The sequence below is a fragment of the Prauserella oleivorans genome (genome assembly GCF_042685745.1).
GTDB lineage: Bacteria > Actinomycetota > Actinomycetes > Mycobacteriales > Pseudonocardiaceae > Prauserella_A > Prauserella_A oleivorans.
Genome location: NZ_JBHUNT010000001.1, coordinates 3,417,948 through 3,438,395, shown reverse-complemented (window position 1 = coordinate 3,438,395; position 20,448 = coordinate 3,417,948). Strand labels below are relative to the sequence as shown.

Here is a 20,448-nt window from a genome sequence, read left to right as displayed (position 1 = left end):
CTCACGCGGGGCGACGGCACGGCTGCCGGTAACGGCGGTGTGAGGTCAGGCGCTCGCCGCGGCGTCGTCGGCCTCGTCGGCCTCGTCCGCCTCGGCAGCCAGCCGCGCGGCCTCGGCCTCGGCACACCGGGGCGTCAGCCGGTCGCGGATGGCCGCGCTTATCTCGCCGAGGCTGCGGACCTGGTCCGGGGTCAGCGGATCGAACAGACTGCTGCGCACGGCTTCCACATGACCGGGTGCGGCGGCCTCGAGCGCGGCGAGACCGGACTGCGTGAGGTGCGCGAACGCGCCACGCTTGTCGGTCGGGCACGCCTCGCGCCGAACCCAGCCCTGCGCCTCCATCCGTGCGATCGCGTGGGAGAGCCTGCTGCGGGACGAGCGGGTCGCGATGGCGAGGTCGCTCATGCGCATGACCTGGCCGGGAGTCTCGGAGAGCGTCACCAGCACCTCGTAATAGGCGTGCGGCATGCCGGCGTCGCGCTGAAGCTGGGTTTCCAGGTGGGCCCTGAGCATGCCGACGGCCGCGGAGAAGTCGCGCCAGACGCGCTGCTCCTCGTCGGTCAGCCATCGCGTGTCGTCCATGCCCCCATCGTACCCCTGGTTGAGCCCTCAACTAATTTGAGCTACAGTCTTACTTGAGAGCTCAACCAACGGGCTCGCAGTTACCACCAACAGTCTTGGAGGACTTTCATGAGCGCGCCCACGACCGAGATCCCCGGCTACATCGCGGGCACCTGGGCCATCGACCCGGTGCACTCCGAGGTCAGCTTCGTGACCCGCCACCTCGGTGTGTCCAAGGTCCGCGGCCGGTTCACCGAGTTCGAGGGCCAGATCGTCACCGGCGAGGACATCACCGGATCCTCCGTGACCGCGACGATCCAGGCCTCGAGCCTCCACACCAAGAACGAGCAGCGCGACGCCCACGTCAAGGGCGAGGAGTTCCTCGACGTCGAGCGGTTCCCGACCCTGTCGTTCCGCTCGACCGGCATCCGCGCCGAGGGCGAGCGCTACGTCATCGACGGCGAGCTGACCCTGCACGGCGTCACCAAGCCGGTGAGCCTGCAGGCCGAGCTCGGCGGCTTCGGCGACGGCATGACCGAGGGAAGCAAGGTCCTCGGCGTCGAGGCGACCACCGAGATCAGCCGCAGCGACTTCGAGGTGGGCACCCAGTTCCCCACCGCCGTCGTCTCGGACAAGGTCACGATTCAGCTCGAGATCGAGGCGCTCCTGCAGTCCTGAGCCGGGCAGCCGCGTCCTCACCAGGCGCCGGCGAGCAGCTCCCGGGTCTCACCGAGCAGCTGCGGCAGCACCTTGGTGTGGCCGATCACCGGCATGAAGTTGGCATCGCCGCCCCACCTCGGCACCACGTGCTGGTGCAGGTGAGCGGCGATGCCGGCGCCGGCGATCACACCCTGGTTCATGCCGATGTTGAACCCGTGGGCCCCGGAGACCGACCGGATCACCGTCATCGCGCGCTGCGTGAACGAGGCGACCTCGGCGGTCTCCTCCCCCGTCAGCTCCGTGTAGTCGGCCACGTGCCGGTAGGGCACCACCATGAGGTGTCCCGGGTTGTACGGGTAGAGGTTCAGCACCGCGTACACCGTGCGCCCCCGCGCGAGGATCAGGGCGTCCTCGTCCGGCATGTCCACGAGCCGGCAGAACGGGCAGCCCTGCGGCTCGTCGCCCTCCGGCTTGTTCTCGCCCTTGATGTAGGCGAGCCGGTGCGGGGTCCACAACCGTTGCAACTGGTCCTGCACCCCGACACCGTCCTGCTCGACGAGGTCGGGCCCGCCGCCGTCACTGGCCAACGAAAGCCCCCAGCGCCTCCGCCGTCGGGGAGGCGTTCTCCCGGCGGCCGACCCAGCCCGCGATCGCCTCCACCGCGTTCGCCACCGGCACGCTGTTGATCTGGCTGCCGTCGCGGAACCGGAACGACACAGCACCGGCCTCGACGTCCTTGCCGCCGGCGAGCAGCATGAACGGCACCTTCTGGGTGGTGTGCGTGCGGATCTTCTTCTGCATCCGGTCGTCGCCGGTGTCGACCTCGGCGCGGATGCCCTTGGCCCGCAGGGCCTTCTCCACCTCACGCAGGTGCTCGACGTGCTCGTCGGCGATCGGGATGCCCACGACCTGCACGGGCGAGAGCCACGCCGGGAACGCACCCGCGTAGTGCTCGGTGAGCACACCGAAGAATCGCTCCATCGACCCGAACAGCGCCCGGTGGATCATCACCGGCTGCTGCCGCGACCCGTCGGCGGCCTGGTACTCCAGCCCGAACCTCTCGGGCAGCATCATGTCGACCTGGATGGTCGACATCTGCCAGCTGCGCCCGATGGCGTCCTTGACCTGCACGCTGATCTTCGGGGCGTAGAACGCCGCGCCACCCGGGTCGAGCACGAGGTCGAGGCCGCTCGCCGCGGCGGCCTGCCGTAGCGCGTCGGTGGCGCGCTCCCAGTCCTCGTCGCTGCCGATCGACTTCTCCGGGTCGCGTGTGGACAACTCCAGGTAGAAGTCGTCGAGCCCGTAGTCCCGCAGCAGGTCGAGCACGAACTGCAACAGCGACTTGATCTCGTCCTGCATCTGGTCGACGGTGCAGTAGATGTGCGCGTCGTCCTGCGTGAAGCCCCGCGCGCGGGTGAGCCCGTGGACCACGCCGGACTTCTCGTAGCGGTACACGGTGCCGAACTCGAACAACCGCAACGGCAGCTCGCGGTAGCTGCGCCCGCGCGAGCGGTAGATGAGGTTGTGCATCGGGCAGTTCATCGGCTTCAGGTAGTAATCCTGGCCGGGCTTGCGCACGCTGCCGTCGTCGTTGTACTCCGCGTCGAGATGCATGCCCGGGTACATCCCCTCGCGGTACCAGCCGAGATGTCCCGAGGTCTCGAACAGCTGGCCCTTGGTGATGTGGGGCGTGTTGACGAACTCGTAGCCCGCCTCCTCGTGCCTGCGGCGCGAGTAGTCCTCGAGCTCCTTGCGGACGATGCCACCCTTGGGGTGGAACACCGGGAGCCCGGAGCCGATCTCCTCGGGGAACGAGAACAGGTCGAGCTCCGCGCCGAGCCGCCGGTGGTCGCGCCGCTCGGCCTCCTCGAGCCGGTGCAGGTACTCCTCCTGCGCCTCGGCGGACTCCCACGCGGTGCCGTAGATCCGCTGCAGCTGGGGATTCTTCTCGTCCCCGCGCCAGTACGCGGCGGCGACCCGCATGAGCTTGAACGCCGGGATGTGCTTGGTGGTCGGCACGTGCGGGCCACGGCACAGGTCGCTCCAGACCCGCTCCTTGGTGCGCGGGTCGAGGTTGTCGTAGACCGTGAGCTCGCCGGCGCCGACCTCCATCACCTCGGAGGTGTCCACAGTGTCCGGTTCGGACTTGAGGTCGACCAGCTCGAGCTTGAACGGCTCGGCGGCCAGCTCCTGCTTCGCGGCCTCCACCGACTCGACGACACGGCGGGAGAACTGCTGCGAGCCCTTGATGATCTGCTTCATCCGCTTCTCGAGCGCGCGCAGATCCTCCGGGGTGAACGGCGTGTCGACGGCGAAGTCGTAGTAGAAGCCGTCCTTGATCGGCGGGCCGATGCCGAGCTTGGCCTCCGGGAACTGCTGCTGCACGGCCTGCGCGAGCACGTGGGCGGCCGAGTGCCGGATCACGCTGCGCCCGTCCTCGGTGTTCGCGGCGACCGGCTCGACCTCGACGTCGGTGGCCGGTGCCCAGGCGAGGTCGCGCAGCTGACCCTCGGGGTCGCGCACGACCACCACGGCATCGGGACCCTTGCCCGGGAGCCCGGCCTCACGCACCGCGGTACCCGCCGTGGTGCCTGCCGGTACCACCACGCGTGCAGCGGGTACGGCGGGGGCGGACGACGACTGGGACACGGTGGACTCCCTTGACGCATGAACACGTGTGCTGACGTGTCGATGCTATCCGCCGCCGGTTCACCCCTCGCACGTCAGGCGGTGCTGACGACCTCGTCATAACCGAGGCGAGGCAGCCGCTCGCGCCACGCGTTCTCACCGGGCTTGCCGATGTTCACCACGACGAGGGACTTCCACGGCCGGTCCGCGAAGAACTCCCGGTCGACACCGGCCGCGTCGAAGCCCGTCATCGGGCCCGCGGCCAGCCCGGCGGCCCGGACGCCGAGAATGAAGTAGCCGATCTGGAGCGAGGCGTTGAGCGTCGCGACCTTCTCGCGCGCAGCCTCGTCGGTGAAGTTGTCCTTGGCGTTCGGCGCGTGCGGGAACACCGTGGGCAGGTTCTCGTGGAAGTCGAGGTCGGCGGCCAGCACGACGGTCACCGGGGCGCTCTCGGTCTTCGCGCGGTTGCCCTCGGCCAGGTGCGGCAGCAGCCTGCGCCTGCCCTCCTGCGTGCGCACGACCAGGGCGCGCAGCGGCTGGGTGTTCATGGACGTCGGCGCCCACTTGACCAGGTCGTAAATGGCCCGCAGCTGGGCGTCGCTCACCGGCTCCGGGCTGAACGTATTGGCGGTCCTGGCTTCGCGGAACAGCAGGTCCTGCACGTCGGCGGGTACCAGCAGGACGTCCTGAACGGACGAGGTCATACGTGACACCTTTCCATCGCGGTCGGTCCGTCACGCACAACGTAGTTGAACGCTTGACGGTTTCCGCGATGGCGTGGCGCTGCTCACGCCGCCAAGCGCACGGGCTCAGTAGGCGCCGCGGCCGACCGTGACCGCTCGGAAGGTCTTCCAGAGGATCACCATGTCGAGCGCCAGCGACCAGTCCTCGACGTAGCGCAAGTCGAGCCGGACACTCTCCTCCCACGAGAGCTCGCTGCGGCCGCTGACCTGCCACAGCCCCGTCATGCCCGGCTTCACCAGCAACCGGCGATGCACCTCCGGTGCGTACTGCGCGGTCTCCTCCGGCAGCGGCGGCCGCGGCCCGACGAGCGACATCTGGCCCGCGAGGACGTTGAACAGCTGAGGCAGCTCGTCCAGCGAGTAGCGGCGCAGCAGCGCGCCGACCTTGGTGACGCGGGGGTCGTTGCGGATCTTGAACAGCGGCCCTGAGCCCTCGTTGTGCCGCAACAGGCTCGTGCGCACGGTGTCGGCGTCGGTGACCATCGTCCGGAACTTGAGCATCGTGAACGCGGTGCCGTCCCGGCCCACCCGCTGCTGCCGGTAGATCACCGGCCCGCGGTCGTCGGCCTTGACGGCGAGGGCGATGCCGATCATCACCGGAGCGGCGGCGAGCAGCAGGAGGGCCGCACCGATCCGGTCGACCACCTCCTTGACGAGCCGCCGCCAGCCGGTGAAGGCGGGCGCGGTGACGCGCAGCAACGGCATCCCGAAGACCCCGGACACGTTGAGCCGCGGGCCGGCGATCTCCATGAGCACCGGGGCGACCACGAGCTCGGCGGCGGTGGTCTCGAGGTTCCACGCCAGCTGCTGCAGCCTGCGCGGCGTCCAGTACTGGTCGGCCGTCACGGCGAGCACGCGGTACCCACCGCGGGCGACGTGCTCGGCGAGCTCGTCGAGGGTGCCGATCACGGGCACGCCGTCGATGTCGCCGTGGTCACCCGTACCGGCGGGCAGGCACGCGGCCTCCACCCGCCAGCCGACGTGCGGCATGGCCCGGGTGCGCTCGACGAGGTCACGCACCGTCTCCGGGCTCCCCGCCGCCATCACGGGCAGCAGGCACTGGCCCTGGCGGCGGAGCCGGTGGACGAACCGGCGCAGGGCGTAACGGACCGGCAGGAGGACGAGCGCCACACAGGGCACGACGTAGAACACCCACGGCTTGACCTCGAGCGCGCCCGCGAGCAGGCCGCCGAGTGCGACGAGCACGCCCGCGAGGACGAGCCCACGGCCCACCCGCCGGAACTCCTCGGCTCCCTCGCCGAGGCCGTTGCGGCTCCACGCGCGGCTCGCGGGCAGTGACGCCAGCACGGCTGCGGCGGTGCCCAGCGCGTGCGGCTCGTCGAAGCGCTGGAAGTCGCCGATGAACAGCGCGCCGATGGTGACCACGAGCACGGTCACGAGGCCGTCCGCGGCCACGATCCACGCGCGGTAGCGGCGTTCCCACGGCATCGCCGGCGGCGGCCCGATCGCCGCGGCGCGCCCGTCGACCAGCCGCAGCGAGCGGGAGCCCCCCGAGCCGTGGCGAGACGCGTCGTACTCCGAACCCGACGCCGACCACACCGACTCTTCCATGGAGCCTCCCGCGCTCCTCAGGTGTGGAGTCCCGATCCGCCCCCGCCCGCCAGAGTCGACTCCACAGAGTAACCGTCCGCCATACACCCACAGTCATCACCGCGGGAACATACGCAGTGGTATCGGTCACTTTCAGCTGACCGTTACAGCATGGACGCCGCCAAAAAACCGCCGTTCCAGCGATCCGCAGCCCAGGGCCGCATCACAAAATGGACACGGTGAGTAATTGACGGTACCGGCCAACGGATTACCCACCGTAGTCAGTGGATCGATGACCCGAGGGCGATCGCGTCAGTGGTTGTCGGCGGTGGACCGGCTCACATCGACGGGCTCGGGGAATGGCCCCGGAACCGTCTCGGTTGAAAGTTGAAGTGCCGCGCTCGGGCGACCGCCTGGGAACGGAAAAGGCCCGGCGGCAAGGCCGCCGGGCCGTGACCGAAGCTTCGAGGATGAAGCTCTGCTGCTGTGGGCGATACTGGGATCGAACCAGTGACCTCTTCGGTGTGAACGAAGCGCTCTCCCGCTGAGCTAATCGCCCGTGGTGTGGAAGTCACTGTAGCGGACGCCGTTCGACCCCCGACAAACGGGTGGTCATTTGGGCCGCACCGTCCGCACATCGGCTGACACGCTGCGTAGAAGCGCCTGGTAGCGGGCACTCGTCCGGACGAGTGGCAACACCCGCGGGAGATACGTCACCCGCACCAGGGGCGCGACGGTTCTATCGCCCGCGCGTTAAACCGGTCAGTATGTACGCGTGAGCGATCACGCGGCCACGCACGGAGGCCGTCCGAGCCGAGCGCGATGGGCACGACGTACGGAGAGCCACACGGACGTGTGATCTCAGCCGTAACGACGAGCGAGCCGGGAACCACCCGCGTCTCACCATCAGAACTCGGCCAACCGGCCGGGAAGGGAGCAGAAGGGACGACCATGCGAAACGATCACGTGACGCTCCGGTCCACCGCCGTCTTCGATCTGCTGGCACCGCGAACGCCTCCCGTTCCGGTGAAGGTCGAGCTGCGCTACGACACCCGCGACCCGTACGCGGTCGTGGCGGCGTTCCGCACCGGCCGGGCCGGCTGGGTCGAGTGGGTGTACGCGCGGGATCTCCTCGCCGACGGACTGCTGGCCGACGCCGGCGACGGGGACGTGCGCATCAGGCCGTCCGTCGAGGACCCGGAGTCGGTCCTGATCGAGCTGAACTCGCCCTCCGGGCACGCCATGTTCGAGGCGTCCGCCCAGGAGCTGGCCGACTTCCTCGACCGCACCTACGACGTCGTGCTCCCCGGCAACGAGCACCTGTGGGTGGACGTCGACGACGCCCTCACGCACCTGATTCCGAACGATCTTGGCTGATCAGCGGGCGGCGGCGCCCGATGGCCACCCCCCGTGCACGCGCCCTTGCGGGCATCCAGTACAGTTCTCTCCACACCACGACGACGGGGTGAACACCCCGGAGCCGAGGAGAATGCGGACGTAGCGCAGCTGGTAGCGCATCACCTTGCCAAGGTGAGGGTCGCGGGTTCGAGTCCCGTCGTCCGCTCGACTGCGGCGGCTACCCGCAGTTGAATCAGGCAACTGCCGGATTCACATATGCGGCGGCGTGGCCGAGTGGTTCAGGCAAGGGCCTGCAAAGCCCTGTACGCGGGTTCGATTCCCGCCGCCGCCTCGCGCGATTAGCTCAGCGGGAGAGCGCTACCTTGACACGGTAGAGGTCACTGGTTCGATCCCAGTATCGCGCACCACCTCAGCCCCCATACCCGACATCGGGATGGGGGGCTTTGTCATCGCCCAGGCAAGCCGACGCGGCCGACTGCTCTGTTCCGGTCACCTGGCGAGCCGCGCTTGCTCGTGGCCCCGGCTTCCGCGGCGCGCGGTGGGACGCTCGGCGCGGTCGGCGCGTCCGGCGCCCGGACACCACTCCCCCGGCGTCCCGAGCCGAGGCGACCCCGCCCTCACCACATCGGGTGACGCGTGCGGCTCCTCGATCCGCCTCCGGGTGCTGCGGCCGGTTCCGGTACGCCCGAGCGTCCGGCAGGCCCGCAGGGCGGTGACGATCTCGGCGCCGACGTACTCCTCGAGCTCGCCGGGGCGCTACCGACCGCTGGGGGCCTCTCCGGGTAGCCGGGGGCGCGGTCGGAACGACAACCAGCCTGCGACCCTCATGGCTGCGCAGGCCGGCCTCGATCCGCAGGTGCTCGACGGCGGCGGGCCCGGCGGTGTCCGCGCGGGCCCGCCGCCGTCCAGCGGTGAGGAGTGGAAGTCAGTGGCGCTGCTCGACCACGCCGCTCAGCTCGTTGGGCGCGTGCTCCAGCGTCACCGACGCACTCTTCTCACCGGAGGCGAGGTCGACGGCGTGGATCTTGCGCTCCCCCGGGTCCGAGACGTAGGCGGTGCCGCCGCGCACGAAGATCGCCGGGCGCGGCTCCTGCCACTCCAGAGGTTCCTGCCACTCACCGAGCACGGGAATGGTGCGGACGACCCTGCCCTTCGCCGGGTCGAGTACGTGGATCGCGCCGTCCGTGCCGAGCACCAGCGCCTCGCCTTCGGGGCCGCGGGCCAGGGACCGGAACGTGTAGCTCGTGCCGAGGTCGACCAGCCGCAGCGATGCGGTGCGGGTGTCGATCAGGGAGACCTGCGTCGGCCGTTCCAGTTCGGCGTCCTCGTCCTGCTTGTAGTCGCCGAGCACGATCGGCGAGACGTCGGTGCCTGCCTGGTTGCCGATGCGCCCGTACTCGGTGGGGCTGTCGATCTTCGTGATGGCTCCGTCGCGGTAGACGAGGACGCCGTCCTCGCAGCCGATCACCACGGCCTCGCCCTGCGCGGTCGCCTCGCCGTGCACGCCGGGGCACTGCTCGTTGCGGACGATCTCCTTGCGGTCGCGGTCGAGCACCATGATCCCAGTGCGTTCCTCCTTGTTGCCGAGGGTCACCAACAGCTCGCCGCCTGCCAGTTCCACGGCGACACCGTGGTGCGGTTCGGCCGTCTTGTACGACTCGGTCTCCGGCTTGCCGTCGCCGAGCTCGTGCGGGTCGAAGCTCACGACCTCTCCGGTGCCGTCGGAGAACAGCACCGTGCGGCCCGCGTGCCGCACCACGTGGCCCGGTTCCGCACCGGGGAACGCCACCTCGGTGAGCCGGCCACCGCCAGCGTCGAGGACGCGGAATCCGTCCGAGGTGGACACCATGACGTGCCGGTCGTCGCCCGCCGGGTTGAGCCGGTTGAAGCCACCGAGCTTCACATCCGCCTTCACCTCGAGCGAGTCGCCGTCGAGCACGTAGATCCCACCGTCGTAGGTGGTGACCACCGGGTCGGTGATCTGCTGCCCGCCCTGCCCCGGCTCGGCGCCGCCGCCCTGGCCCGGCGCAGGTTCCGAATCGGTCGTGCCGCACGCACTCAGCACGATGAGCGCTGCCGCCACTGTGGACAGTCCTGCGACTCGTCGCTGTCGGACTGTGGTTCTCATGGTCACTCCGTCTCTCTTTCCTGTTGTGTCATCACACCCCGCCGAGTCCGTCGACGATGGTTTCCGTGTTGGCGCGCATCATGTCCACATAGGTCGGTGCGCCACCGTGCGGACCGGTCAGCGACTCGGAGAACAGCGACAGCACGCGCACCTGAACCCCGGCCTGGTCGGCGAGGACACGCGCGAGCCGGTCGGGCTGGGACGAGTCGGCGAAGATGGCTCCCACACCGGCGGTGCGGATCGTGCGCGCCAGATCACTCAGATCGGACGCGCTCGGTGACGCCAGCGTCGTCCCGCTCGGCACGACGGCACCCATCACCGCGAACCCGTAGCGTCGCGCGAGGTAGCCGAACACGTGGTGGTTGGTGACGAGCTTGCGCTTCGCCTCCGGAATGCCGGCGAACCGCTCGGCCATCCAGCGGTCCAGTTCGTCCAGCGTCTCCAGATACGCTCCGGCGTTCGCGCGGACGGCGTCGCCGTCGATGCCGTCGACCATGGCCACGACCCGGTCGGTGATCACCTCGACCGCGGTGCGCACCCGCCGCGGGTCTGTCCAGAAATGCGGGTCCGGCTGCCCGGACTGGTCGTCACCCTGATACCGGATCGGGTCCACATGCTCGCCCACGGCCACCGTGGGGACACCCGCGGCGGCTGCCGCGTCGACGTTGCGCCGCACCCCCTCCTCGAGCCCCAGTCCATTGTGGATGACGAGATCCGCCTGCTCGAGTCGTGCGGCCTCCTGCGCCGAGATGGCGAACGAGTGCGGGTCGGCGTCGGGCTTCATCAGCACGGTCACCGGCACCTGGTCGCCGACGACCGCACGCGTCAGATCACCGAGGATGTTCGTCGTCACCACGATGCCGCCGGATCCGGCGCTCGCCCCGGAACAGCCCGGAAGCAGAAGCAGCGCGGCCAGGAACAGCGCGCGGAATGCGGCCCTCATCGGCCCGTCTCCACGACGTGCGACGGGGTGACGTCGAGGTCGAAGGTCCGGGCGATGCGGAGTCGGTCGTTGTAGTCGACCTCGTACACCCGCCGCCCGCCGGGATCGTTGACGTAGGCGCGACTGGTGTCGACCAGGATCACCGGCGGCTCGCCGTCCGGCACGCCTCCCGCCATCAACGGCCGGCTCGCCGTCCGCTGTCCCGTGGCGGCGTCGTAGGCATGGAGCACGCCGTCGGCGGTGAGCGTGAGCAACGGCCCGCCCTCCACCACGGCGTTGACGGCGACGACCGGCCCGGTGCCGACCAGCCTCCAGGTCCGTTCCGCCACGTCGAGCACCCAGACGCCGCGCTCCCCCGCGGACGCGGTGAGGGTCGCGCTGCCGGGCCGGGAGGTGAACTCCCGCGCCCGCTCGGTGCTCGGCCCGGGGTCCGGGTACGGGATCTTCGCGCCGGTGAACCGGCCGTCGTCCTCGCTGAGCAGGAGCGCGCCGTCCGCGCAGCCGACCACGACACCGCGCCGGGTCGGCGCCGTGCCGGAGGGCTCCCGGCACGGCTCGCCGGCGTTCGCGACGCGGCGACCGTCGCGGTTGCGCACGGTGACCCCGTCGGCCGAGGCCACGACCAGGTGCTGGGCGTAGGGCACCGCGACGCCGTCGAGGACGGTGCGGCGCGTGGCCTTGCCGTCCTCCTGGGCGGCCCGGTCCAGCAGGACCGTCTTCCCGCCCTCCACGGCGAGCGCGGCGACGGCCGAGTCGGCGTGTGCCGCCACGACGTGCCCGTCCACCGCACCGGCCGGCCGGATGGCCGCGCGGTAGTAGTGCACGTGATCGCCGTGGTCGACCATCCAGGCACCGCTGTCGATCACCTGTGTCGAGCCACCGGCGGCGAGGTAGGCGAACCGGCCGTCGGTGCTGATATCCCGCACACCGGCGACGTCGTCGAGCCGGGTGACCGTTCCGGTCAGCAGGTCGAGTACCCGTACCGCGCCCGTGCGCGCGTCGGCGATCACGAGCCGTGACTGAGGCTCGGCGGTCTCCTCGGCACCCTCGACATAGCCGTGGGGGACGGCCGGGGCGGGTTCGGCCGGTGGCGAGCTGCCGCAGGCCGTCAGCAGCAGGCCCGCGGCGGCGGCCAGGGCGAGTGTCCTCTGTGGTCTCACGATGTGTGTGCGATCTCCTCGTCGGTGGTGGCACGCCAGGTGCGTTGGCGTGCCCGGGCGGTCAGTGCGGACACGAAGAACAGCGCGACGGCGACCGCGGCGATCGTCGCCCCGGCGGCCGTTCCCCAGTGCCAGGAGATGAGCAGTCCCGATGCGGTTGCCAGGCAACCGACCACCGCGGCGCCGAGCATGATCAGCGGGATCCGCGTCATCCAGAACATGGCCGCCGCCGGCGGCGCGACGAGCAGGCCGAAGACGAGCAGCGTGCCGACGACGTGGAACGAAGCGACGATCGCCAGCGTGAGCAGGCCGAGCAGCGCCGCATGCGCGGCCCGCGGACGCAGGCCGAGCGTGCCGGCCGTGCGCGGGTCGAAGCTGAGCGCCACGAACGCGCGGTGGCCGAGTAGCGAGACGACGGCGGCGCCGGTCAGTGCTCCGGCGAGCTGCCCGAGGTCCTGCTCCCGGACGGCCAGGACGTCGCCGAAGAGGAAGCCGGTGAGGTCCACCGCGAACGACCGCGAGTGCGACACGATGATGACGCCGAGCGCGAGCATGCCCACGAACAGCAGGCCGATCGCCGTGTCCTGGGAGAACCGGCGGGAGCGTCCGAGCGCGGAGACGCCGAGCGCCATCACGCCGGCGCTGAGCGCGGCACCCACCAGCAGGTTGCCACCCGCGAGCGAGGCAAGCGCGACGCCGGGCAGCATCCCGTGCGACATCGCGTCGCCGAGGAACGCCATGCCCCGCACCACGACCCACGTTCCCGCAAGCGCGCAGATCAGCGACACGAGCATCCCGCCCCACAACGCGCGCTGCACGAACGCGACCTCGAACGGGGCGACCAACCACTCCACGGCGGTGACTCTATAGTGAAAACGAGTTTCATTACAAATAGGGAGCGCGATGACACGCTGTGACAGGGCAGGCGGAGTGACGGTCCACGGACTGTCGGCCGGATACTCCGGACGGGTGGTGTTGCACCGGATCACGGCCCGGCTCCCCCGCGCGGCCGTGACCGCGATCGTCGGGCCGAACGGTTCGGGAAAGTCGACGTTGCTCGGCTCCGTCGCGGGCGTGGTACGACCGACGGCCGGGTCGGTGCGACTGCCCGACGGGATGCGGCCCGCGCTCGTGGTCCAGCGCAGTGCGGTGTCCGACCGATTGCCGATCACCGTGCTCGAGACCGTCCGCATGGGACGCTGGGCACACCGGAGGCTCTGGCGCCGACTGTCCGAACAGGACCACGAGATCGTCGCCGAGTGCCTGCACCTGCTCGGTATCTCGGAGCTCGCGAAACGCCGGCTCGGCACACTGTCGGGCGGCCAGCGGCAACGCGTACTCGTGGCACAGGGCCTCGCCCAGAGGTCGGACATCCTCCTGCTCGACGAGCCCACGACCGGACTGGACGGTCCGGCCCGGGACATCATCGCCGGGGCACTCACGGACACGGCCGCCCGCGGCGCGGCCGTGGTGCACGTGACCCACGATCTCGCCGACGCCGCCCGCGCCGATCACTGTCTGCTGCTGTCGGGCGGCCGGCTGCTCGCGGAGGGCGCGCCGGCCGAAGTACTGACCGACGACGCCGTGGAGGCGGCCTGGGGGTTGCGACGCAAGCCCGCCCAGGCGCCACCCACGGCGTGATCGACATCACAGACGGTGCACCGGTCGCAGGGAAGACACCGCGCGGGACCACCACCCAGCGCGCCGCTCTATGGGACACCCCACATCCCTCTGTACGCAAAGCGGCCGGTTGTTCAGCATGCGTACGCGAGGTCCGACGGAGGCGAGCAAGGAGGGTGTGTGACCACCACCATCGACGACGACGGTGCCGTGGCGGTGGAAGCCCAGGGCCGGTTCGAACGGCCGGTCCGGCCACTCGCGGGGCTGCGCAGGCTGAGCCGCGACGCGGGTGGCACCTACGTCGCGAACGGGCTCGTCGGTCTCGTGTTCTCCGCGACCGGCCCGGTGGCCGTGATCCTGGCGGTGGGCGTGCAGGGCGGACTGACCGCCGGCCAGCTTGCGTCGTGGATCTTCGGCGTGTTCTTCCTCAACGGCATCCTCACCGTCCTGGCCTCCTGGCTCTACCGCCAGCCGCTCGCCTTCTTCTGGACCATCCCGGGCACCGTCGTCGTCGGCGGGTCGCTCAACCACCTCGCGTGGCCCGAAGTCCTCGGCGCGTTCCTCGTCACCGCCGTCCTCGTCCTCGTCGTCGGGCTGACGGGGTGGGTGCGCACGGTGATGGCCGCCCTGCCGATGCCGATCGTGATGGCCATGGTCGCGGGTGTCTTCCTCAGGTTCGGCCTCGACCTGATCACCGCGCTCGGACTCGACCCACTCGTCGCGGTGCCGATGGTCGCCGCGTTCCTGCTGCTCAGCGTGTTCCCCGCACTCGGCCACCGGATGCCGCCGATCCTCGGGGCCCTGCTCGCCGGGGTGCTCGCGGTGATCCTCTCCGGCCGGTTCGCCCCGCCACCCTCGGACACCGGGTGGTTCGCGCAGCCGCTGCTGCAGCTGCCGCAGTGGTCCTGGCAGGCCCTGTTCGAGCTCGTGGTGCCGCTGGCGATCACGGTGCTCGTCGTGCAGAACGGCCAGGGCGTCGCGGTGCTCCGCCAGGCAGGTCACACGCCCCCGGTCAACGTCGTCACCGTGGCGTGCGGGCTCTGGTCGCTGCCCGCCGCCCTGGTCGGTGCGGTGTCGACGTGCCTGACCGGTCCCACCAACGCCCTGCTCGTCGCCGGCGGCGAACGCCGCCGCCAGTACATCGCCGGGATCGTCTGCGGCCTGCTGGCGATGGTGACCGGCCTGTGCGCGCCGGCGTTCGTCCGGCTGATGCTGGCCACGCCGGAGGCGTTCATCGCCGTGCTCGGCGGGCTGGCCATGCTCCGCGCGCTGCAGACCGCCTTCGTCACCGCGTTCGGCGGCAGGTTCACACTCGGCGCGCTCGTCGCGTTCCTGGTCACCGTGTCGGACGTGCAGCCGCTGAACATCAGCGCCGCGTTCTGGGGACTCGTCGCCGGACTCGCCGTGTCGTTCCTGCTGGAACGGCCCGACTTCACTGCCGACCGGCACGCCCCGGCCGCCGGTGCTCACGCCGAGCGCGACCGGGCGGCGGGCTCGCGGTAGCCCAGCACCTCCTCGCCGTAGATGTCCTGTACCCAGGCCAGGTGATAGAGCGTGTCGAGGTAGCGCTCACCCAGGTCCGGCGCGATGGCGACGGCGGTCACCCCGCTGTCGGCGTTGCGGTCGAGCCAGGTGAGCGCACCGCTCACCACGGTGCCCGTGGACCCACCGAAGAGGAACCCGTTGCGCGCCAGGCGGTGACAGGCCCGGACGGTGTCCGGCTCCGCCACCCGGACCACCTCGTCGACATAGGACTCGTCGAGCAGCGGCGGCCGGACGCTGGTGCCCAGGCCGGGAATCATCCGCCTGCCGGGCGGGCCACCGAAGATCACCGATCCGACGCTGTCGACCGCCACGATGCGCACCGGCGGCCGCCACTCCTTGAACCAGCGGGCGCAGCCCATGAGCGTTCCGGTGGTGCCGGCTCCGACGAACAGGACATCCAGGTCCGGGAACTGCCGTGCGATGGCGGGCGCGGTGGTGCGGTAGTGCGACCCCCAGTTCGCCGGGTTCGTGTACTGGTCGAGCCAGACATAGCGGTCGTCGGCGGCGCACAGCGCGCGCACGTAGTCGATCCGCGCTCCCAGCAGCCCGCGCTCCGGGTCCGGCTCGGTGACGACGTGGACCTCACCGCCGAGCGCCGTCATGAGCCGGCGGGTCGAGAGGTTGCACCGCGAGTCGGTCACGCAGACGAACCCGTAGCCGCGATTGGCCGCGATCATGCTCAGCGCGACGCCCAGGTTGCCCGATGACGACTCCACGAGCACGGACCCCGGCCGCAGCCTGCCGTCCTGCTCGGCCGCATCGACCATGCCCAGAGCGGCTTTCAGTTTGATGGACCCGGCGAAGTTGAACCCCTCGCACTTGAGGAAGAGCATGTGTCCGAACGTGGGCCACAGATTGACGTAGAGATCCTCTTCGTTGAACTCCAGCGGCACCGAGATGACGGGCACGAGGACCACCTTCCGATCAGGGACGCTGTGCGGCAGGGCCGTCAGCCGTACCGGCGCAGTTCGTGGAAGAACCCGTCGACGACCGTGAGGTCGCCCGCGCGCAGTGCCTCGTCGTAGACGAACTTGCCCACGGCGAGATCGAGCACGCCGAGCCCGAAGGGCGAGAACACCACCGGGCGGTCCCGGGGTGGCGTGAGCCGTCCGCCCATGACGTCGTCAAGCGTGCCGTGCACGAATCCGCGGTGCCCCACCCGTTGTTCGGCCAGGTGCGGCGAGGTGTTCGCCGTCAGGCAGTGATCGACGTCGTCGAGGACGTTGCAGGCGGAGAGGACAACCTCGGGCGCCAGGTCCCGCAGCGACACGTGCAGCACGAGCGGGTTGTGCGCGAACCACGCCGGCTCCGTGATGTGCGGCCGTCCCGCGACCGTCGCGAACACCACCAGGTCGCTGGAGCGGATGAGCTCGTCGGCGCTGTCGTGCACCCTCACCGGCCCGGCCGTGCCCACGCGCTCCAGGTAGCCGCGGAAGCCGGCCGTACTGTCGGCCGACACGTCGTGCAGCCCGATCTCGTCGAACGACCACCCGGTGCGGGTCAGGTAGGTGTGGATGTAGCGGGCGATGAGCCCGGCGCCCACGAAGCCCAGCCGGGCCGGACGTGCCCGGCCGCGGCTGAGCCAGTCGGCGGCGGAGGCCGCCAGCGCGGCCGTGCGCGTGGCGCTGATGATGGAGCTCTCCACACACGCGAACGGGTATCCGGTGTCGTGGTCGTTGAGGATCAGCACCGCCGACGCCCTGGGCAGTCCGGATCGGACGTTGCCGGGAAAGCTGGAGATCCACTTGAGACCGGACACGCCGATCGCGCCGTCGATCGAGGCGGGCAGGGCGATGATGCGGTCCGAGGGCCGGTCCGGGAACCGCAGGAAGTACGACGGCGGGTTCACCGACTCGCCCGCGCAGTGCGCCCGGTAGGTGTCCTCGATGAGCCCGACGATGCGGTGTTCCCGGCCGCGCAGGATCCGGTCGACCTGCCGGCCGGAGATGACCGCGAACGGTGGCACCTGGGCGTCGGCGGAGCTCGCGGGTTCCGGCTCGGTGGCCCGAAGCGTCGTCATCGGTCTCACCTCTCGGGAACGTGGTCGGCGGGGCGCACGGGATCGGCCATTCCCACGAGGACTTCGCGAGGGCCCGTGTAGGGCTCCCTGCTGTGCGCCGTGTGGATGTTGTCGACGAGCAACAGGTCGCCCGGCTGCCACGGTTCGCGGTCGGTGTGCGCCTCGTAGGTCTCGTTGAGCAGCGCGACGACGTCCTCGCCGATAGGTTCGCCGTCGCCGAACCGGGTGGTGAACGGCAGGCCGTCGGCGCCGTAGACGTCCACGAGGTACTCCCGCACGTCGGGGTCGAGCGTCCACTCGCTGAGGAACGCGACCTGGTTGAACCAGCAGCGCCGGCCGGTGACCGGGTGGCGGACCACGGCGGGGCGACGCTGGCGCGTGCGCAAACCGCCGTCCGGTTGCCACGCGAACTCGATCGCGTTGGCCCGGCAGTAGGCTTCGACGGCGGCGCGGTCGCCGGTGCCGAACGCGTCCGCGATCGAGGCGCCGATCTCGTCGGTGTAGCTGCGGGTGAGCAGCCAGCCCTCGCGTTCGAACCGTGCGGTCAGCTCGCCCGGCAGCGCCTCGAACACCGCGGCCGCGTCGGCGATGCCGGTGGCGCCGCCCTGGGTGGGTGCGGTGAGACACGCGAACATCAGGAGCCCGGGCACCTCGAGTGCGTAACTCAGCTCGTGGTGCATGCACATCGGCTGGTTGGCAGGCCAGGTCGCCGATGAGTACACGCCGTCGGCGTAGCGGTGCCGGCTGGCGAACGCCTCGCGTTCGGGCATGAGCGTCGGGGCCAGCCGGTGGAAGACGGCCGTCACGTCGGTGGCCGAGCGCAACCCGAGGCCGCGGACGAGGACGGCGCCGCACTCGGCGACGACACCCCGCAGGGCGGCGCCGTGCTCGGCGGCCCAGTCCGCCGCCACGGCCGGTGGCTGCACGCGCGCCAGGGGCGGGGCGCCGGGACGGTGGTCCACGTCGATCGGGAGGAGAGAGGTCGACATCGGTGGTGTCCTTTCAACGACTGGTGAGGGAGTCGGGCGCCGGGGCGGCGGGCTCGGGACGCCGATCCGCTCGGGCGTCCACGAGCCGCGCCAGGTCCGCGAGTACCGGGTGGCGGGTGACGTCGGCGGGTGAGACGGCCCGGTCCAGCGCGATGGCCAGCTTCACCGCCGCGAGGGACGTACCGCCGCGGTCGAAGAAATCGTCGCGGGCCCCGATCGCGTCCTCGGCGATCCCGAGCACGCAAGCCCAGGCCGCCGCCATCCGGCGTTCGGTGTGCGTCGCGGGAGCGTGGTGGTCCGCTTCGCCGTCACCGAGTTCGGCGGCGAGCCGGGTCAGGGCCGCCCGGTCGAGCTTGCCGTTCGGGGTCAGCGGCAGCCGGTCGCGCCGGTGGAACGCCGCGGGCACCAGGTACGCGGGCAGCGACTCGCCCAGCCGGCGCCGCAGCACGTCCGGATCCGCGGGCCCGCCGGTGTGGAAGGCGACCAGGCGGCGTGGGCCGCCGGTGCCGTCGGCCACGACGACGGCGGCGTCGCGCACCCCGGGCAGGCGCAGCAGGGTGTTCTCGATCTCGCCGATCTCGATGCGGAACCCGCGGATCTTGACCTGCGTGTCCGCCCGGCCGAGGAAGTCGAGCTTGCCGTCGGCGCGCCAGCGACCGAGATCACCGCTGCGGTAAAGCCTCTCGCCCGGCCGGTAGGGGTCGGCGGCGAATGCGCGGCGGGTGCGGTCCGGGTCGTTGACATACCCGCGGCCGACGCACACCCCGGAGAAGACGATCTCGCCCGGGGCTCCGAGCGGCACCGGTGAGAGGTGCTCGTCGACGACGTACACACGCACGTTCGCGACGGGCCGGCCGAGCGGCACCCGGTCGCCGTCCGGTGGTCCGTGCAGGATCTCGTGATTGGTGTCGTCGGAGGTTTCCGTCAGCCCGTAGGCGTTGACGAGCGGGATGCCGGGCATCGCCGCGAACCAGCGGCGTGCGAGCTTCGGCTTCAGCGGCTCGCCGGTGGTGGACACGCACCGCAGGTCCGGCAACGGCCGCGGGGTGCGCTCCAGATGCGCCAGGATCGCGTCCAGATAGGACGGCACGACCTGGAGCACGGCGACCCGCTCGGCGACGAGGGTGTCGACGAACCGAGGGACGTCGAGGATGACCTCCTGCGGCACCAGGACGGTGCGGCCGCCGACCAGCACGGCCGAGACCAGCTGCCATAAAGAGATGTCGAAACACTGCGGCGCGGTCTGGGCGACGACCGTCCCAGCTCCGATCGCCAGGTCTTCGATCTTGGCGAGGACGTGGTTGAGCAGCCCGGCGTGCTCGCACATCGCGCCCTTGGGCTCACCCGTGGACCCGGAGGTGAAGTAGATGTAGGCGAGCCTGCCGGGTCCGATGAGCAGCCCGAGGTCGGTCGCGTCGCAGCTCTCGGCCCAGGCCTGCCCGAGCGGGATCGCCCGGACACCGGGGCACGACGCGAGCGCGGCGTCGAGGTTGCCGGTGCTACCGGCCTCGAACAGCACCAGCCGGCACGCGGCGCGGGTCAGCATCGCCGCGATCCGGCGAGGCGGCAGCTGAGGTTCCACCGGCAGGTAGGCGCCGCCCGCCTTGAACACGCCCAGCACGGCGGCCATCCAGCCGAGGTCGCGTTCGGTCACCACCGCCACGACGTCTTCGGCGCACAGCCCGTGGGCGAGCAGGCAACGGGCGATCCGGTTGGCCCGGGCATCGAGTTCGGCATAGGTCCACCGCTGCTCGCCGTATCCGGCGGCGACCGCGTCGGGGCTCTGCCGGACCTGCTGTTCGAACAGCTCGTGCAGGCGCACACCGGGCAACGGCCGCCGGGGCCCGGCGAGGCCCTCGAGCTGGAGCCGCAGCTCGCCGGCGGAGAGCAGACTCGTGGTGCTGTGCTCGGCGTCCGGGTCGGCGACGAGATGCTCCAGCGCCGTCAGGTGGTACCCGGCGATGCGGTCGGCACAGGCGACGTCCAGCACGTCGGTGCGGTACTGCAGCCGCAGGACGAGCATCCCGTCCCGCCGGACCAAGCCGGCCCGCAGGACGACGTCCTCGCCGGGGCCGCCGTCTTGCTCGCCGTCCCGCTCGCCGGCGTCGAGCACCGTCTCGTACCCCGGTCCCGCCGCTGAGGTCACCTCGTCACGCGGCACGTCCGGGTGCGCGAGCAGGCCGGCCTCGACGCGCCGGGTGCGCAGCAGCAGGTCACGCCACGACCCCGGGTGCACGGAAAGCCGGCACGGCACCGGACCGCCATCGGTGAGGTACCCGGTGACGACCTCGTCCTCGCCGGACAGCGCGGCGAGCACGCGCGCGTGCGCGGCGAGCAGCACGGTGCCGATCGGCATGCCGAGGCCGGCCGCGAGCCGGTGCGCGGCCGTCACCACGGCGGCGGGAAGGGTCCGCTCACAGCCCGCGACACCGGGTACCGGGTCGCACGTCCACCGCGGCAGGCTCGTGCGGCCGCCCGTGTCGCGCCACGAGGTGCGCGCTTCCTGCGTCGAGCCCTCCATCGGCTCCTCCTCGCTCACGC

17 protein-coding genes and 4 tRNA genes are annotated in these 20,448 nt (G+C 71.0%); 7 read left to right on the top strand and 14 right to left on the bottom strand.

All coding sequences use genetic code 11. The annotated features are described in order from the left end of the window. Positions 1-45: 45 nt before the first annotated feature. Entirely contained in the window at positions 46-582 is a 537-nt protein-coding gene (locus ACFSZT_RS16835; RefSeq protein ID WP_377388934.1) for a MarR family winged helix-turn-helix transcriptional regulator, read from the bottom strand. 108 nt (positions 583-690) lie between these two features. Between ACFSZT_RS16835 and ACFSZT_RS16830 the strand changes: the two genes are divergently transcribed. Continuing rightward, complete coding sequence (locus ACFSZT_RS16830) at positions 691-1,239, top strand: YceI family protein (RefSeq protein ID WP_377388936.1); 549 nt, start codon at positions 691-693, stop codon at positions 1,237-1,239. A 17-nt stretch (positions 1,240-1,256) separates the two neighbouring features. Here ACFSZT_RS16830 and ACFSZT_RS16825 read toward each other — a convergent pair whose 3' ends face one another. From ACFSZT_RS16825 to ACFSZT_RS16805, 5 genes are all read right to left on the bottom strand, one after another. Then, positions 1,257-1,808, bottom strand: a complete 552-nt coding sequence (locus ACFSZT_RS16825; RefSeq protein ID WP_377388938.1) for an HIT family protein — start codon at positions 1,806-1,808, stop codon at positions 1,257-1,259. After that, positions 1,798-3,870, bottom strand: coding sequence for a threonine--tRNA ligase (thrS, locus tag ACFSZT_RS16820; protein WP_377388940.1), 2,073 nt, complete (start codon positions 3,868-3,870; stop codon positions 1,798-1,800). The genes ACFSZT_RS16825 and thrS overlap by 11 nt, the downstream gene beginning before the upstream one ends. Positions 3,871-3,944: 74 nt before the next feature. Further along, positions 3,945-4,553, bottom strand: a complete 609-nt coding sequence (locus ACFSZT_RS16815; RefSeq protein ID WP_377388942.1) for a malonic semialdehyde reductase — start codon at positions 4,551-4,553, stop codon at positions 3,945-3,947. Between the two features lie 105 nt (positions 4,554-4,658). Beyond that, a complete protein-coding gene (locus ACFSZT_RS16810; protein WP_377388944.1) occupies positions 4,659-6,164 on the bottom strand; it encodes a sugar transferase in 1,506 nt (501 codons plus the stop codon). Positions 6,165-6,630: 466 nt separating this feature from the next. Further along, positions 6,631-6,702: transfer RNA gene (locus ACFSZT_RS16805), tRNA-Val, on the bottom strand. A gap of 392 nt (positions 6,703-7,094) precedes the next feature. On the opposite strand from ACFSZT_RS16805, the gene ACFSZT_RS16800 reads away from it, so the two are divergent. From ACFSZT_RS16800 to ACFSZT_RS16785, 4 genes are all read left to right on the top strand, one after another. After that, the gene (locus ACFSZT_RS16800) at positions 7,095-7,520 is read left to right on the top strand and encodes an SsgA family sporulation/cell division regulator (protein WP_377388945.1); all 426 of its coding nucleotides are present in this window, start codon (positions 7,095-7,097) and stop codon (positions 7,518-7,520) included. 114 nt (positions 7,521-7,634) lie between these two features. Beyond that, positions 7,635-7,707 (top strand) — tRNA-Gly (locus ACFSZT_RS16795). 54 nt (positions 7,708-7,761) lie between these two features. After that, a tRNA-Cys gene (locus ACFSZT_RS16790) sits at positions 7,762-7,833 on the top strand. A gap of 1 nt (position 7,834) precedes the next feature. Further along, positions 7,835-7,909, top strand: a tRNA-Val gene (locus ACFSZT_RS16785). A gap of 518 nt (positions 7,910-8,427) precedes the next feature. Here ACFSZT_RS16785 and aztD read toward each other — a convergent pair. From aztD to aztB, 4 genes are read right to left on the bottom strand one after another with little or no spacing between them, the layout of a single operon-like run. Beyond that, entirely contained in the window at positions 8,428-9,630 is a 1,203-nt protein-coding gene (aztD, locus tag ACFSZT_RS16780; protein ID WP_377388946.1) for a zinc metallochaperone AztD, read from the bottom strand. 31 nt (positions 9,631-9,661) lie between these two features. Continuing rightward, positions 9,662-10,573, bottom strand: coding sequence for a zinc ABC transporter substrate-binding protein AztC (aztC, locus tag ACFSZT_RS16775; RefSeq protein WP_377388947.1), 912 nt, complete (start codon positions 10,571-10,573; stop codon positions 9,662-9,664). Then, entirely contained in the window at positions 10,570-11,733 is a 1,164-nt protein-coding gene (locus ACFSZT_RS16770) for a hypothetical protein (protein ID WP_377388948.1), read from the bottom strand. Before ACFSZT_RS16770 ends, aztC begins: the two co-directional genes overlap by 4 nt. Continuing rightward, positions 11,730-12,587 (bottom strand): zinc ABC transporter permease AztB, encoded by an 858-nt coding sequence (gene aztB, locus ACFSZT_RS16765; protein WP_377388949.1) that lies wholly within the window; start codon positions 12,585-12,587, stop codon positions 11,730-11,732. The genes ACFSZT_RS16770 and aztB overlap by 4 nt, the downstream gene beginning before the upstream one ends. A 49-nt stretch (positions 12,588-12,636) precedes the next feature. On the opposite strand from aztB, the gene aztA reads away from it, so the two are divergent. Further along, on the top strand, positions 12,637-13,374 hold the full coding sequence (gene aztA / locus ACFSZT_RS16760; RefSeq protein ID WP_377388951.1) for a zinc ABC transporter ATP-binding protein AztA: 738 nt from the start codon (positions 12,637-12,639) through the stop codon (positions 13,372-13,374). A 159-nt stretch (positions 13,375-13,533) separates the two neighbouring features. Then, the gene (locus ACFSZT_RS16755) at positions 13,534-14,856 is read left to right on the top strand and encodes a benzoate/H(+) symporter BenE family transporter (RefSeq protein WP_377388953.1); all 1,323 of its coding nucleotides are present in this window, start codon (positions 13,534-13,536) and stop codon (positions 14,854-14,856) included. On the opposite strand, the gene sbnA is transcribed toward ACFSZT_RS16755, so the two are convergent. From sbnA to ACFSZT_RS16735, 4 genes are read right to left on the bottom strand one after another with little or no spacing between them, the layout of a single operon-like run. Further along, positions 14,820-15,806, bottom strand: a complete 987-nt coding sequence (sbnA, locus tag ACFSZT_RS16750) for a 2,3-diaminopropionate biosynthesis protein SbnA (RefSeq protein ID WP_377388955.1) — start codon at positions 15,804-15,806, stop codon at positions 14,820-14,822. The genes ACFSZT_RS16755 and sbnA overlap by 37 nt on opposite strands. Before the next feature lie 41 nt (positions 15,807-15,847). Next, entirely contained in the window at positions 15,848-16,918 is a 1,071-nt protein-coding gene (gene sbnB / locus ACFSZT_RS16745; protein ID WP_377388957.1) for a 2,3-diaminopropionate biosynthesis protein SbnB, read from the bottom strand. Positions 16,919-16,923: 5 nt separating this feature from the next. Continuing rightward, positions 16,924-17,907, bottom strand: a complete 984-nt coding sequence (locus ACFSZT_RS16740) for a TauD/TfdA family dioxygenase (protein WP_377388959.1) — start codon at positions 17,905-17,907, stop codon at positions 16,924-16,926. A 13-nt stretch (positions 17,908-17,920) separates the two neighbouring features. Beyond that, positions 17,921-20,446: a non-ribosomal peptide synthetase gene (locus ACFSZT_RS16735; protein WP_377478297.1), complete on the bottom strand. Its 2,526-nt coding sequence runs from the start codon at positions 20,444-20,446 to the stop codon at positions 17,921-17,923. Between the last annotated feature and the right edge of the window lie 2 nt (positions 20,447-20,448).

Coding starts and splice junctions, on each gene's coding strand:
- ACFSZT_RS16835 (WP_377388934.1), bottom strand. CDS start 582: ATGGACGACACGCGATGGCTGACCGACGAGGAGCAGCGCGTCTGGCGC.
- ACFSZT_RS16830 (WP_377388936.1), top strand. CDS start 691: ATGAGCGCGCCCACGACCGAGATCCCCGGCTACATCGCGGGCACCTGG.
- ACFSZT_RS16815 (WP_377388942.1), bottom strand. CDS start 4,553: ATGACCTCGTCCGTTCAGGACGTCCTGCTGGTACCCGCCGACGTGCAG.
- ACFSZT_RS16810 (WP_377388944.1), bottom strand. CDS start 6,164: ATGGAAGAGTCGGTGTGGTCGGCGTCGGGTTCGGAGTACGACGCGTCT.
- ACFSZT_RS16800 (WP_377388945.1), top strand. CDS start 7,095: ATGCGAAACGATCACGTGACGCTCCGGTCCACCGCCGTCTTCGATCTG.
- aztD (WP_377388946.1), bottom strand. CDS start 9,630: ATGAGAACCACAGTCCGACAGCGACGAGTCGCAGGACTGTCCACAGTG.
- aztC (WP_377388947.1), bottom strand. CDS start 10,573: ATGAGGGCCGCATTCCGCGCGCTGTTCCTGGCCGCGCTGCTTCTGCTT.
- aztA (WP_377388951.1), top strand. CDS start 12,637: ATGACACGCTGTGACAGGGCAGGCGGAGTGACGGTCCACGGACTGTCG.
- sbnB (WP_377388957.1), bottom strand. CDS start 16,918: ATGACGACGCTTCGGGCCACCGAGCCGGAACCCGCGAGCTCCGCCGAC.
- ACFSZT_RS16740 (WP_377388959.1), bottom strand. CDS start 17,907: ATGTCGACCTCTCTCCTCCCGATCGACGTGGACCACCGTCCCGGCGCC.